13 protein-coding genes are annotated in these 14,141 nt (G+C 59.7%); 5 read left to right on the forward strand and 8 right to left on the reverse strand.

The window, feature by feature from the left end:
- From V1479_RS21690 to V1479_RS21720, 7 genes are all read right to left on the reverse strand, one after another.
- The coding region (locus tag V1479_RS21690; protein ID WP_368804712.1) for a TniQ family protein at window positions 1-554 on the reverse strand (554 nt) is incomplete at its 3' end.
- Window positions 551-1,432 carry a TniB family NTP-binding protein gene (locus tag V1479_RS21695; protein WP_080919224.1) on the reverse strand — a complete coding sequence of 294 codons (882 nt, stop codon included), beginning with the start codon at window positions 1,430-1,432 and terminating at the stop codon, window positions 551-553. The genes V1479_RS21695 and V1479_RS21690, both read right to left, overlap by 4 nt.
- A gap of 13 nt (window positions 1,433-1,445) precedes the next feature.
- Complete coding sequence (locus tag V1479_RS21700; protein WP_368804713.1) at window positions 1,446-2,654, reverse strand: TnsB C-terminal domain-containing protein; 1,209 nt, start codon at window positions 2,652-2,654, stop codon at window positions 1,446-1,448.
- 546 nt (window positions 2,655-3,200) lie between these two features.
- Window positions 3,201-4,490 (reverse strand): xanthine dehydrogenase family protein molybdopterin-binding subunit, encoded by a 1,290-nt coding sequence (locus tag V1479_RS21705; protein WP_368804714.1) that lies wholly within the window; start codon window positions 4,488-4,490, stop codon window positions 3,201-3,203.
- Window positions 4,491-4,493: 3 nt separating this feature from the next.
- Complete coding sequence (locus tag V1479_RS21710; protein ID WP_173194156.1) at window positions 4,494-5,471, reverse strand: FAD binding domain-containing protein; 978 nt, start codon at window positions 5,469-5,471, stop codon at window positions 4,494-4,496.
- Window positions 5,468-5,977 carry a 2Fe-2S iron-sulfur cluster-binding protein gene (locus V1479_RS21715; RefSeq protein ID WP_173194158.1) on the reverse strand — a complete coding sequence of 170 codons (510 nt, stop codon included), beginning with the start codon at window positions 5,975-5,977 and terminating at the stop codon, window positions 5,468-5,470. The genes V1479_RS21710 and V1479_RS21715 overlap by 4 nt, the downstream gene beginning before the upstream one ends.
- Window positions 5,978-6,047: 70 nt before the next feature.
- Entirely contained in the window at window positions 6,048-6,674 is a 627-nt protein-coding gene (locus V1479_RS21720) for a flavodoxin family protein (RefSeq protein WP_173194160.1), read from the reverse strand.
- A 441-nt stretch (window positions 6,675-7,115) separates the two neighbouring features.
- Between V1479_RS21720 and V1479_RS21725 the strand changes: the two genes are divergently transcribed.
- The 5 genes from V1479_RS21725 (at window position 7,116) to V1479_RS21745 (ending at window position 11,794) form a co-directional block, all read left to right on the forward strand.
- A complete protein-coding gene (locus tag V1479_RS21725; RefSeq protein ID WP_173194162.1) occupies window positions 7,116-7,691 on the forward strand; it encodes a DNA-3-methyladenine glycosylase in 576 nt (191 codons plus the stop codon).
- A gap of 325 nt (window positions 7,692-8,016) precedes the next feature.
- Window positions 8,017-8,514, forward strand: a complete 498-nt coding sequence (locus V1479_RS21730; protein WP_368804715.1) for a YciE/YciF ferroxidase family protein — start codon at window positions 8,017-8,019, stop codon at window positions 8,512-8,514.
- Between the two features lie 96 nt (window positions 8,515-8,610).
- Complete coding sequence (gene katE / locus V1479_RS21735) at window positions 8,611-10,731, forward strand: catalase (RefSeq protein ID WP_368804716.1); 2,121 nt, start codon at window positions 8,611-8,613, stop codon at window positions 10,729-10,731.
- A 15-nt stretch (window positions 10,732-10,746) separates the two neighbouring features.
- Entirely contained in the window at window positions 10,747-11,358 is a 612-nt protein-coding gene (locus V1479_RS21740) for a cysteine hydrolase family protein (RefSeq protein WP_368804717.1), read from the forward strand.
- 34 nt (window positions 11,359-11,392) lie between these two features.
- Window positions 11,393-11,794 carry a GFA family protein gene (locus V1479_RS21745; protein WP_368804718.1) on the forward strand — a complete coding sequence of 134 codons (402 nt, stop codon included), beginning with the start codon at window positions 11,393-11,395 and terminating at the stop codon, window positions 11,792-11,794.
- 140 nt (window positions 11,795-11,934) lie between these two features.
- Here the strand turns inward: V1479_RS21745 and V1479_RS21750 are convergent, their stop codons facing one another.
- Complete coding sequence (locus V1479_RS21750) at window positions 11,935-14,004, reverse strand: ATP-dependent helicase (RefSeq protein WP_368804719.1); 2,070 nt, start codon at window positions 14,002-14,004, stop codon at window positions 11,935-11,937.
- Between the last annotated feature and the right edge of the window lie 137 nt (window positions 14,005-14,141).

Here is a 14,141-nt window from a genome sequence, read left to right on the forward strand (position 1 = left end):
ACTCGCCGCATCAACAGAAGCCGGGCGATTTCGGTCGCCGATGTCCAGGTTCGAATGCCGCGTTCGGCTTCGTCGTCGAGCAGCTTTTCACCCCGCAGAGCCGCACGGTGATTTTGCCGGAAAGGGGAGCGAAGTTCACCTTTTCCGAACCCTCGTAGTAGTGTTCCGCAATGTACGCAGGTAATCCGCCACCCCAGCAGCTGGTTTCGCAGGATTGGCGCTGGTTCCGCGCTACCGGGGCTGCAACGTGCACAGGTCTGTGCCGGCCTCGCGGCGATTAGTCGATGCGACGACTTCGGCACATTGATGAAGGTCATTCGACGTAAAACAGCCGGTTTGGCGGCGAAAATACTGGCGAGGCGGACTTCCTGATCGCCGCTCAGATGGAGATCGACTGCTCGCAATGAGGAGGCCTCCGGCAGGCAATGCTGGAGCATGACGAGCGGCGGAACCGCGTAGAAGGCGGCATGGCGACTGATCCAAGACGACAGAAGCTCGTCAGGGTAGGGCGGCAATCTCACTGGCAACTGCCGTGGCGGCGCGGTCTCCGTCATGCGAACGCCGCCTCGGCCTCGAACTCCGGCTCCCAGTTTTCGACAGATTCGTCTGCAATATGCTCTTGGCCGCGTTCGATGGCGTCAACCGCGAGGTCGTTGATCATGTGGAAGATGCTGGCGGTGATGCCCTCGGTTATCTGCAGAATCCGTCGCAGTGATTTCGGCGTGAGCACCGAGGGTCGACGCAGCGGCGTATTGCGCAGGATCGATGCCACCAGCGTCTCGAACTGCTCGTTCGCCGCCCACCTGCTCAAGGTGAACTGCTCAAACCGGCGTGCAAGCTGGACGTCGCCACCGATCGCCTCGCGCGCCTCGTTAACGCCGAAGCAGACCAGGGAGATCTGCAGACGATTGCTGAGGAAACGCAGCGTGTTCAGGACAATGCGCTGCTCGCGATAAGATCCGGCGAGAATGTTGTGCACCTCGTCGATCACCAGCACCTGCACACCGATGGCCTCCATGATGCGTAGCGCCGCTTGCTCCATCTGGGCGATATCGGCGCGTGGCCTCTGTGGTGCGCCGAGAAGGGTGAGCAGTTCGGCGTAGAACCGCCGCTCGCCGGGCCGGCTCGTCATCTCCATGGCCAGAACGGGCGTCTTCAGCGTACCCGTCACCGGGTTGAAGCACGGCGGGTGTTCGTCCCGGAACCGCTTCATGATCATGGTCTTGCCCATGCCACTGTCGCCATAGATCGCGACAGAAGGCATGCGTGTGCCGCGTGGATGGTCGAGAAGCCGGCTCAGCCGATCGAGCGCCTGCTTGGCGCGTGGGTAGAGCACCCATCGGCGCGATCGTATCGCGCGAATGCGCCGCTCGTCCGTTTCGGCAAGCAGTGCGCCGGCGCCGGCGGTCAGGTGGGAGATTTGATCGCTCATGTTTCACTCCAGCTCAATCTGTATCCTCAACAAAGGGTACAGGTTTGCTGGAGTCGACGCCGCGGAGCGAGCCCAATCCCCGATCATCCACCTTCGATTTCGAAGAAGCCTTCCCGCGTCGCGCAGCCGCCGTCTTATCGGTTGCCGCCTCGACCAATTCCCGCTGCGCGACGGCGGTGCGGACGATGGCGCGGGTGTCGACTTCGCGACGGCCCTTCGCACGTAAGGTACGCCGGGCGGTTAGTGCCTCGTGTAGCGTTATCGAGGGCAGGGTCACGTCGGCATAACGGGCCTCAACGAAGTTTCCCGATGGCCGCCGGACGAAGATGCGCGCCATGTCGCGCGGATCATATTTTACGAGTAGGCGCCGGTCAGAACGTCCGACGTCGGCGCTCAATGCCGGCGACCAGTAGCGCAGTTTGAACAGATGAATCCCGTCAGGCATCAACGTCCGCTCCTGCTCCGGCAGGAACGTCAGCCAGAAGCGCATTCGATCTTGCGGCAACCGAAGCGGGATTTCGCCCTCGTGCTCCCGCCACACCGCGATCGGCGGTCGACCCAGACTGCTGTGGATCGATTGATGATAAGCGCCGACAATGTCGAGAGCGATGTAGCGCTCGAGCTCCCTCAGAGTCAGTGCCGCATGTCGCTTCGAGTCATAGGCGCCCAACTCCTGTTCGTTGCTGAACGTTGTTCCGGGCAGGAGATGCAGCCTGCCCATCTGAGTGCCGATCAGGCGCTCGATATGACCGCCGAAACGCGGCTCACCGGGTGGCCGCCACTCGATCGCGATGCCCGCGTCCTGGCACCCTCGCTTGAAGGCCCGGCTTCGGAAGTCGGCACCATTGTCAACATGCACCATGTCCGGCAGACCGGCGACGGGCCAGGACTCCGTTATCTCGCGCTCCCGCAGCCATGCCGATTTGTCGAAGACGGAGTGTAGCAGGCACATGCTGGTGGACAGGCGGGACGGCGCCTCCATCGTGAGATAAAAGCCGGTCACCATCCGGCTGCAGACATCCATCGCCAGCGTCAGCCATGGCCGTCCGATCGGCTGCCGCGTCTCCTCGTCAACGACAAAGATGTCTGCCTTGGTATGGTCGATCTGGACCACTGCCAGGGGACGGGAGACTTCGAATGATCCGGGGACGGCCGTTGTCGCCTTGACGATTTTCTGTTCGCCACGCCGATTTGCGCGCTTCTGCAGGTCGATGTCCTTCACGCGGGCGACGATCGTTCGGCGATGTGGCGGCTTCAGCCCGACCGAAATGCAGTTCGTCTGCACGTCCCGCACCAACTGCGAGATCGTCGGTCGGGTCCGCTTCAAGTAGAACTTTTTGATAGTCTTGCTAACGATCTCCTCCCGTTTCTCGTCCAGCGTACGATGACCCACAGGCCGTCCACGCTTGCGATCGACAAGAGACAGAACGGTCCCGCCGACGCGGAACAGCTTGATCAGCCGGTAGGCCGTCGCCTGACTCACATTCATCCCGGCAGCGAGCCCCGAAACGTTTGCCGCGGTCGCACCGTCAGGATTGCGCCTCAGGAATTCACGGAGCGCATCTGCCCTTCGGCAAGCTTCATCCCAAAGCGCTTCGTCGATCTCATCAGGGATCCGATCTCTCATGGCAGGCTCGCGAGGAAAACATCACGAGTCTCATTCTCACATTAAGTGACAAAAGCCAATGCGCATTATCGAATTAACTGCCCATTCGCAAATTAAGTGCTGGCGTAAGCATCTAAAATCATTGAAGCATGATTCTCATCATTAAGTGCCGAGCGACAGCGATGCGTTGCGCTTCGACCAACCGAACCGTGCTGCGCCGGTCTCAAGGGCCTTGGCCAGCATGTGCGAGGAGAACGGGATTTCTTTGGACGGGTCCTGGTCGGGGATGTTGCGTCGTCGCAACTCGACAGGATCGATACCGCAGGCAGCGGCAAGCTCATCAATCGCAATCTCCAGGGCCGTCACGCCTACTGCCTCACCGGGCGCACGAACCGACCCCGATGGCGTACGATGTATGCGTGCGATCTTATGGCCAATGGCGCGGTTGTCACCGCAATAAAGAAACGGCGTCGCCTGCGTTACCGGCTCTGAGAACTTTTCGCCGGGAAGATTGGTCACTAGCGCGTCGTGACCTATCCCTATCAGTCGGCCTGTTTCGTCGGCAGCCAGACGAATGCGTTGCCTGGTATCTGACCGCCGCAAAACCATCTCAAACTCATTCTGCCGCGTCATCGCAACACCAACCGGAGTTCCGAGTTCCTTGGAGGCAATTGCTGCGGCAACAGCTTCAGGGGCAATCCCAAGCTTGGAGCCAAACCCTCCTCCAACATAGGGCGCGAGCAAGCGAACGTTGTCCTCTTCGATCCCGAGAGCGTCAGCGAGTTCGGCGCGATTATAGCGCAGCATCTGGTAGCTCGCCTGTAACGTCAGCCTTTCGTCCTCCCACGTAGCGACCGAGGCATGTGGCTCCATCGCCGCGCTTGCGTGTCCGGGCGTCGTATAGGTGGCATCAATCGTGAACGGTGATGCCCGCATCGCCGCGTCAATGTCACCGCTCGAGGACTGCTTATTGCTCGGCGTATCGAGCTGGGCCGTCGGATCGTCAAGGCTGACCGGCGCGTCCTCGGCCCTTTCTACCTCCTGCCTCAGGATCTGTGCCCCATGGCGGGCCTGCTCGAATGTATCGGCGACGACCAGCGCAACCGGCTGCCCAAAGAACAATATCTCGCGCGTGTCTTGTGCGGGTGCCTTTCCGGCCATGCCCTGTGCAGGGTTTTTGATAAAGCGGTCGTCGGCAATCACGGCACGGACGCCCGGCAGCCTCTCGACGCTATCGACATCAAAGGCACGTAGCCTGCCTTTGGCTACGGTCGAACGCACGAGCACGCCATGGCGACAACCAGCCGGCAGACCGTCCATTGCATAGGTCGCTCGACCCGAAACCTTGAGTTCTCCCTCGGGGCGGTCGAGCGGCTCGCCGATAACACCCTGGGCCATCTCTTCCAATCGGTCACGGCCGACACGGTCGTCCATCTTGTGATGTGCCGCCATTCGTCAAACTCCTGTGAGTTCAGAAAGGACTGCCTGGGTGGTGCGCTGGAGCAGCAATACCTTGAACGCATTGTCCTTCGTGGGAGCGGCCTGCATCACGAGCGTGTCTGTTGCGCGCGCGAACAGATCAGGACCCGGTTTATTGCCCATGAGAATATGCTCGAAGGTCTCGTCTCTCCAGGGCTGCGGCGCGACGCCGCCAAAGGCAAACGCGGCGCTCTCTATAAGGCCACCCTCCAACCTCACGATGCCTGCAACAGACACGAGCGCGAAAGCATAAGAAGCTCGATCGCGTACCTTTCGGTAGGCTTGCCGCAACGCAGCAGGCGGCGGCAGCAAGACAGCTGTGATGAGTTCGCCGGGTTCCAGCACCGTCTCGATATGAGGGGTGTCCTTCGGAAGGCGATAGAAGCTTTCGAGTTCGACCACACGCCGTGCGCCGTCGTCCCGCTCAATCTCGACGGCGGCATCGAGCGCCCGGAGCGCAACGGCCATGTCGCTTGGGTGCGTGGCTATGCAGTGCTCGCTACCCCCAAAGATCGCGTGGGATCGGTTGATGCCTCCGATGGCTTGGCAGCCGCTTCCGGGCGCACGCTTATTGCAGGGCATTGCGGTGTCGTAGAAATAATAGCATCTCGTGCGCTGGAGCAGATTGCCGCCCGTGGAGGCCATGTTGCGGATCTGTCCGCTTGCACCCGCCAGCAAGGCCTTTGCCAAAACCGGGTACCGTTCCCGGACCAACCCATCAGCAGCCAGGTCGCTATTGCGCACCATGGCCCCGATCCTAAGTCCGCCGTCAGGCCGTTCCTCGATCCCACCGAAATCCAGCCGGCTAATGTCGATAAGTCGCTCGGGCGCAACGACCTCCAGTTTCATCAGATCGAGAAGATTGGTACCGCCAGCCACAAAGGTTCCTTTGTCGAGACCCAGCCTGGCGGCTTCCGCAAGCGATGAGGCTCGTGCGTAAACAAACGGGTTCATGAGCCTTTTGCCTTCGCTACATCCAGGATCGCCTCGATGATGTTGGGATAGGCCGAGCAACGGCAGAGGTTACCGCTCATCCGTTCTGAGACCTCCTGCGCCGTCAGGTCCGGTCGCCCGGCAACGTCGGCGGTCACGCTGCTTGGCCAACCCGCTTCAATCTCCCCAAGCATTGCTGACGCGGAGCAGATCTGCCCGGGCGTGCAATATCCGCACTGAAATCCGTCATGATGTATGAAGGCGCGCTGGAGAGCCGAGAGCCTGCCTGGCGCGCCCAAACCTTCAATCGTAACGATTTCCTCGCCGTCGTGCATGCAGGCGAGTGTAAGACACGAATTGATCCGGCGCCCATCGGCAAGCACCGTGCACGCGCCGCATTGCCCATGGTCGCAGCCCTTCTTCGTGCCAGTGAGACCGAGGTCATTACGAAGCGCGTCGAGCAGTGTTGTGCGGGTATCAGTCTCCACCTCATGGCTCTCGCCATTAATTCGAAGTTGCGTTCTCATAACCGAATTACTTCACCAGGGTGGATGGTTCGCGCGTGTGCCGTGCCCAATAATCGAACGACCGCTCTGCTTATTCCACGGCAGGATAGGCCGCTGATTTCAAGGCAGACGCCAAATGCGCGGCGTTCGAGGCGGCGGTGTTGATCGCCGCGGCGACATTGTCCGGTGTCTGCTTCAGGTCGACATAATCAACGTCGCCCATGGCCTCGCCGACCCAATAAACGCCAGCGTTGGCCGGGATGGTGAAACCGACGTCGTTCAGCGCCTGAAATATCGCTGCATGACAGTGATGCGCGCCGTCTTCATTACCGACGACGGCGACGACCGCCACCTTCCCAGACGCTGGCATATGCCCGTCCTCGTCCGTCTCGGAAAGGAACGCATCCATCCGCTCCAGTATCCGCTTGGCAATACTGGAGGGCTGGCCGAGCCAAATCGGTGTGCCAAGGATGACAATGTCGGCCGCAATAATCTTCTCGCGCAGCATCGGCCATTCGTCGCCGTCGCCTTCATCGGACGTCACGCCGGGAAGGATATTGTAGTCCGCCACGCGCTCAACGCTTCCTTCGATGCCATGTCGTTCGAAGGCGGAAAACAGATGCGCGATAATCCTATCGGTGGAACTTTCTTCTTCCGCGTCTGAACGTTTCAGCGAACAGTTGAAGGCGATGGCGGTCAGTTTCCGCTTGCTGATCATAATTGTCGCTCCCCGGCTTGCGCGTTGCGTGTGAGCGGGACGCCCATGAGAGGGGCAGGAGCGCCTGTCAAACTAGCCGCACCCGATCCGGGCTTTTGGCCGCCTCCCTCGTTGTTATCGGTCGACCAAACGCGTCTATCGCGTTTGTTGTCCGGAAGGCTTTTCATCTGATAGCCTTCCCCAACATGGTCTGTCTTGCGCTCCAGCTTGTCGGTAATTTTCGATTTGTCTCCGCGAGACATAACTGGGCTCCGTGTCGGTCTATCCGACTAACGGAAGATCGACCTGGACGTTCCTCGCAAAGCTTCCGAAATTATCAGCGAAGGTGCTGGTGGGAATGCTGGAGTAGGACCGGCGAGCGGAAACGCCGATGGTCAATGCCTCCATAGAGCCTGAGGCGCAGGTCGATGATCCTTCTGTTCGAGGCACAGCGCGAGAAAAATGAGCGATCAAATAAAGACGCAAGCGGGACTGAATCATGAGTTTTTTGAGCGCGATGCAGTAGAGGTCGCCCGCGAGCTGATTGGCTTTGAGTTACTGGTCGCAGGAGTGGGTGGCTGGATCATCGAGACCGAGGCGTACACGCCGGACGATCCGGCCTCTCACAGTCATCGCGGCAGAACGGCGCGAAATGCAACGATGTTCGGTCCTCCAGGTAGGGCGTACGTGTATCGCTCGTATGGATTGCACTGGTGCTTGAACGCCGTTTGCCGTCCCGGAAGCGCGGTGTTGTTGAGGGCGATAGAGCCGATCTGCGGGGTCGATGTCATGAAGGCGAGGCGCTCCGTCGATTCCATGCGATTGCTTGCATCGGGGCCCGGGCGGCTTTGTCAGGCCTTGGCGATCGATCGCACCCATGATGGGGCGTCCCTGTTCGAAAGCCCATTCAGCCTGAGCGCCGCCCGTCCTCATCTGGATGTCATTTGTGGTCCTCGTGTCGGCATCACGCGCGCAACCACCAACCCCTGGCGGTTTGGCCTCGCCGGCTCACCGTATCTCAGCCGTCGTTTTTTCTGACTACGGGTCTCTCGGCCCAAGCAGCGATTTCGCCGCCTAACATCTAGTTCGAACTGCAGCCTGCTTGAACGCGGTGACTATGATGGCCGGAGCGTTCGGCGCCCGTCTTCATCGAGCAGGAGCGGGCGCATTCTAGCGCGGAGGAACGTCGTCAACGAATAGCGTTCGGCAAGGCGGTCTCATCGGCCCTGCTCGCTTCGCCTCTCCATCGCAATAAAGTTTTCTGAGCGCGGGGAACACTACGCCATGTCTGTTGTTTATCACCGGTCAATCAAGCTCGGGTGGGCTTCCACCTATCCACACATGCTGTGAAAGGGACGCGAAAATGGCCAAGGAAAAAACGCTCGAAGACCTGTTCCACGATACCCTGAAGGACATCTACTACGCCGAACGCAAAATCCTGAAGGCGCTGCCGAAGATGAAGCGCGCCGCGAAGTCTGACGATCTGAAAGCCGCCTTCGAGAAGCATCGCGAGGAAACGGAAGGTCACGTTGAACGCCTCCAGCAGGTGTTCGAGATTCTCGGAAAGCAGCCCCGCGGAAAGACATGCGATGCCATCGAGGGCATCGTCGCCGAGGGCGAAGAGATCATGGAAGAATTCAAGGACACCGATGCCCTTGATGCAGGCCTGATCTCTGCGGCTCAGGCCGTCGAGCACTACGAGATCACCCGGTACGGCACGCTGAAGCGCTGGGCAACCGAACTGGGCATGGCTGATGCGGCAAAATTGCTTGATCAGACATTGCAGGAAGAATCCAAAACCGACGCCGACCTAACCAAGTTGGCGGATGCCTCCGCCAATCAGCGCGCAAAGGCTGCCTGATCAGAAGTTCCAAAGGCCCGGGATCGCTCCCGGGCCTTGTCGCTTTCTGACCAGGACGTCAACGCGGTATTCGCCAGCTAGCAGGAGCCAGGCACCATGGCTAAGAACTCAGGCCGATCCAGCCGCAAGCCTCATGCGGCCACGATCCACGACCAATCACTCATGCGCGGACATGGCGGCGAACTTCATCAGACCGCAGAAGGCGATACACCGGTACTGACAACCGCGCAGGGCGCGCCGGTGGCGGACGACCAGAACACCCTCAAATATGGAGAGCGCGGTCCAAGTCTGATCGAAGATTTTCACTTCCGCGAGAAAATCTTTCATTTTGATCACGAGCGTATCCCCGAGCGCGTGGTCCATGCCCGTGGTTACGGCGCTCACGGCTATTTCGAGACCTATGAATCACTCAAGAAATACACGCGCGCGGATATCTTCCAGCGCGCCGGAGAGAAAACGCCGGCTTTCGTGCGCTTCTCGACGGTGGCTGGGTCTAAAGGTTCATTCGACCTGGCGCGAGACGTGCGAGGCTTCGCCGTCAAGCTTTACACCCAGGAAGGCAACTGGGACATCGTCGGCAACAATATACCGGTCTTCTTCATTCAGGATGCGATCAAGTTTCCCGATGTGATCCATTCCGTGAAGCCAGAACCCGACCGCGCTTTCCCCCAAGCGCAATCGGCGCATGACAATTTCTGGGACTTCATCTCGCTCACACCGGAATCGATGCACATGATCATGTGGGTCATGTCCGACCGCGCGATCCCGCGTTCTTTTCGGTTTATGGAAGGGTTCGGGGTTCACACCTTCCGGTTCCTCAATGACAAGGACGAATCCACCTTCGTCAAGTTTCTCTGGAAACCCAAACAGGGCCTGCAATCCGTCGTCTGGAATGAGGCGGTCAAGATAAACGGCGCCGATCCGGACTTTCACCGGCGTGACTTGTGGGACGCGATTCAAGCCGGAGACTTTCCGGAGTGGGAACTGTGCGTCCAACTTTTCGATCAGGATTTTGCCGACAGCTTCGAGTTTGACGTTCTCGATCCTACAAAGCTGATTCCCGAGGAGCTCGTCGAGCCGGTACCTGTGGGTCGTCTTGTGCTCGATCGCATGCCCGACAATTTCTTCGCTGACACGGAACAGGTCGCTTTCATGACCCAGAATGTTCCGCCCGGCATAGACTTCTCGGACGACCCGCTGCTACAGGGCCGGAATTTCTCCTATCTGGACACGCAACTGAAGCGCTTGGGCTCGACCAACTTCACCCATCTGCCGATTAACGCACCCAAATGCCCGTTCCATCACTTTCAGCAGGACGGACACATGGCGATGCGCAATCCGAGCGGCCGCGCCAATTACCAACCGAACTCGTGGGGGGAAGGTCCGCGCGAAAGCCCGCAGCGCGGGTTTCGATCATTCGTCGACGACGTCAATGGACCCAAGGTCCGACTGCGTGCCGAAAGCTTTGCCGATCACTACAGTCAGGCACGTCAGTTCTTCATCAGCCAGACTGTTCACGAGCAAAAACACATCGTCATGGCGCTCACCTTTGAACTCTCAAAGGTAGAGACCCCTGTTATCCGCGAGCGGATGGTCTCTCATCTCCTGAACATCGATGAAGGACTGGCTGAATCTGTCGCCGAGAAACTGGGTATGCGCAAGCTACCTGAGCCCGCAGAGGCTGCGGTCTCGCCTCGCAATGACCTGCCCGCCTCGGACGCGTTGAGCATCATCAAGAACGGTCCGGCAAGCTTTGCCGGTCGCAAGGTCGGCGTTCTAGTCAGCGATGGAGCCGATACAAAACTCATCAAGGGACTTTCCACAGCGCTCAAGAAAGAGGGCGCGACAATGGAAATCGTCGCGCCGTATATCGGCGGCGTGGAGACATCCGACGGGAGCATAATCGAGGCAGATCACATGATCGACGGCGGTCCGTCCGTGTTGTTCGATGCGGTCGCGATCATCGTGTCGGAAGCCGGCGCCGAACGGTTGGCTGGGGAAGCCGCCGCTCGAGACTTTGTGGCCGACGCCTTCGCCCACCTGAAATACATCGGCTATACGGATGCCGCTGCTGCACTTCTCATCAAGGCTGCCGTCCCGGTGGACAGTGGGGATGAAGGCCTGATTCCGCTTTCCGCTGCCAAAGAAGCCGCTGGATTCGTCTCGGCCTGCCGAAAACTTCGGGTTTGGGCGCGGGAAGAGGCGGTAAAGCTCTGAAGCCGTGAGAACGCGATGAGCGCGCAGGGCCTGATCCATGGACCACTCGGCAGGAACTGCATCCATCTCTGCGTGGATATGCAGGGCCTGTTCGAGGCGGGAGCACCATGGGCAGTGCCATGGATGGAACGTGTCGTGCCTGTCATTGAAGCGCTGACAGAAGCACACGCTCCAGCGACAATCTTTACGCGTTTCATTCCGGTCAAACGAGCCGAGGAAGCGCCTGGCAGCTGGTCGCGCTACTACCGCCGTTGGGCTGACGTGACGCTTGAAAAGATTGACCCGGCTTTGGTGGAAATCGTTCCGAACCTAGCCCGTTTCGTTCCACCGGCTCGGGTGTTCGATAAACATGTATATTCCCCCTGGACGGAAGGTGCACTTGACCGTCTCTTGGGCGGTTCAGAAACGGACGCCATCGTGATCACGGGCGGCGAAACCGATGTGTGTGTACTCGCCACCGTACTTGGGGCCGTCGATCGCGGATACCGCGTCGTGCTCGTAGCCGACGCCATCTGCAGCTCCGCCGATGAAACCCATGACGCGCTTATGCGGGTCTATCGCAGCCGGTTCAGCGAACAAATCGAATTGGCGACGGTTGAGGAAATTCTCGACGACTGGCGCCTTTGAAGAAGCCCTGTGCGTCAAATCTGGAGTTGAACCAATGCAGCCAGAGTCATGGAGCGGAGGCTGTCTGTGCGGCTCTTGCCGTTACACGGTGAACGGCAAACCTTCGCATGTTGGCTATTGTCATTGCAGCATGTGCCGCCGCGCCACTGGCGGGCCTTTTGCGGTACTCGTCAGAGTCGAAAGCGAAATTGTGGAATGGAGCCGTGTGCCGGCTAGCTACAGGTCTTCACCAATTGCCACGCGCGGGTTTTGTCCCACCTGTGGCACACCCCTCTATCTCCAATATGACGACGACAGCCGCATTCGATTGCTCGTAGGTACCGTCGATCAACCGGACAATTTCGTTCCTCAATCACACTATGGAGTAGAAGGTCGGCTCAAATGGATCGACTGCAGCCGCGGGCTGCCCGAGGAGGAAACGACCGAAACCTGGTAGCGTGGTGGGCGCGGATCTACTTTCGGGATGACCGTGACATCATCTTAGCGTCAGGTTTGCCAATCGACAGCTGGGAGGCGCTGCCGACACCGGCTGCAGACCGTCTCACCGCAAACACGGCTACCGGGCCACCGTTTCAATCAACGCCACATACCGCGCATCCGAGCACCAACATCCAGACGTACTTTTCTCGGCCCGATACTGGAGTTTGAGCCGGATGGGACCGTGGGCCACGCGCGTCGCTCGAACAGATCGACGAGATGGGCGGGTATGAACCTTGTACGCGAGGCGTAGACGTGGCGGTCACCTGTTGAGGACTGGCCATGGGTAAAGAAGCGTTGTGGAACGACCAGGTTAAGGCTGTCCTTTGCTCTTGTCATTGCAACGTAAAGCAGCCGCCGCTCTTCCTCTATATCGTCGGACGTCCCCACACCCAGATCGGAAGGGATGCAGCCATCAACTGTATTGAGAACGAAAACCGCACCCCATTCCTGGCCCTTGGCGGAGTGAATCGTCGACAGGATCAGATAATCCTCGTCGAGAAGCGGCACGCCGGCCTGCCCTGAAGTGGCATCCGGAGGATCGAGTGTAATTTCGGTGAGAAACCGTTCGCGGCCAGGATAGCCGGCAGCGATGTCCTCGAGCTGGAGCAGGTCGGCGCGGCGCATCTCGAAATCTTCATGGATCCGCTCAAGATGAGGTTCGTACCAGGCCCGAACTTGCGCGATCTCGGCGGGCCAACCGGAGGTGCCGGAACGCAAACCCGCGATGAGGTCCACGAAGCCCGGCCACTCACTTTGCGCGCGGGCAGGGCAGGGGAGGCGGGCGAGCGTCTCTATCGGATCGGCGCTCTCCGCGATCGCATCCAGCGCGTTCTGCGCCGTCGCCGGTCCGACGCCGGGCAGAAGCTGCAACAGCCGGAAGCCAGCCACCCGATCGCGGATGTTCTGCGCAAAGCGCAGTGCCGCGAGCATGTCCTTCACGTGGGCGCTGTCGAGGAATTTGAGTCCGCCAAACTTGACGAAGGGGATGTTGCGCCGCGTGAGTTCCACCTCCAGCGGCCCGCTATGGTGGCTGGCTCGGAATAGCACCGCTTGATCTTTCAGCCGCATGCCGCTCTCCCGGTTCGCCAGGATCTCTTCAGCCACGAACTTCGCCTGGTCGGCTTCGTCTCGCACGGTGATCAGCCTCGGCCGCTCGTTTGACGGCCGATCGGTCCACAGGTTCTTGGTGAAACGCTCTTTTGCGAGACCAATCACGCCATTGGCGGCGGCAAGGATTGGCTGGGTGGAGCGGTAGTTGCGGTCGAGGGTGATGACCTCAGCCGCTGGCGAGAACGCCTTTGGGAAATCGAGGATGTTCCGGACCGTGGCCGCGCGGAAGGAATAGATCGCCTGTGCGTCGTCGCCGACGACGGTAAGGCCGCGTCCTGCTGGCTTCAATCCCGTGAGGATCGTCGCCTGAAGGCGGTTGGTGTCCTGATATTCGTCGACCAGAACATGATCCCACCTGCCGCCGATCTCGCCAGCCAATGTGACATCGCCCATGGTCTGGGCCCAGTAGAGCAGCAAATCATCATAATCGAGCACGTTCTGGATCTGCTTTGCCTCGACATAGCCCGCAAAGAGCCCGCGCAGTTCCTTCCCCCAGGCCGCACACCATGGAAAACTGGCGCGCAGTACGTCTTCGAGCGATGCCTCGGCATTGACGGCGCGCGAATAGATTGAGAGGCACGTTCCCTTGGTTGGAAACCGGTTCTGCGTCTTGGAGAATCCGAGATCGTGACGAACCAGGTTCATCAGATCCGCCGAATCCTCCCGATCATGAATGGTGAATTGCGGATCCAGGCCGAGCTCGACCGCATATTCCCGTAAGATTCGAGCGCCGATGCCGTGGAATGTGCCGGACCAGGTGAGCGCGTCGGTCAGAACGCCGGCCTTGTCACCGAGCACCCTGGCACAAATTCGTGCCACCCGTTTAGCCATTTCGCTCGCGGCCCGACGCGAGAACGTCATCAGCAGGATGCGCCGCGGATCGGCGCCGGCGATGATGAGTTGGGCAACGCGATGCGCGAGCGTGTTGGTCTTACCCGATCCAGCACCGGCAATGATCAGCAACGGCCCTCCGACCCGGCCGTCAGGGAGGCCGATGCCGTGGACGACCGCGGCACGTTGACCGTCGTTCAGTTTTTCCAGATGCGCCGCATTCATGCCGTCTCGCCCCCTATCACCCTCAGTTACAACGACAATCGCTGAGTGCTGCGCTGATGCTTGCCGTAGCTTCCCCACCCCGTCCCGAAAAACTCCACCAAGAGCCCGATTGACTCATTTTCCAAAACGGAACAAAT

Origin of the sequence: Neoaquamicrobium sediminum (assembly GCF_040970315.1) — a bacterium.
GTDB classification, from domain to species: Bacteria; Pseudomonadota; Alphaproteobacteria; order Rhizobiales; family Rhizobiaceae; genus Aerobium; species Aerobium sediminum.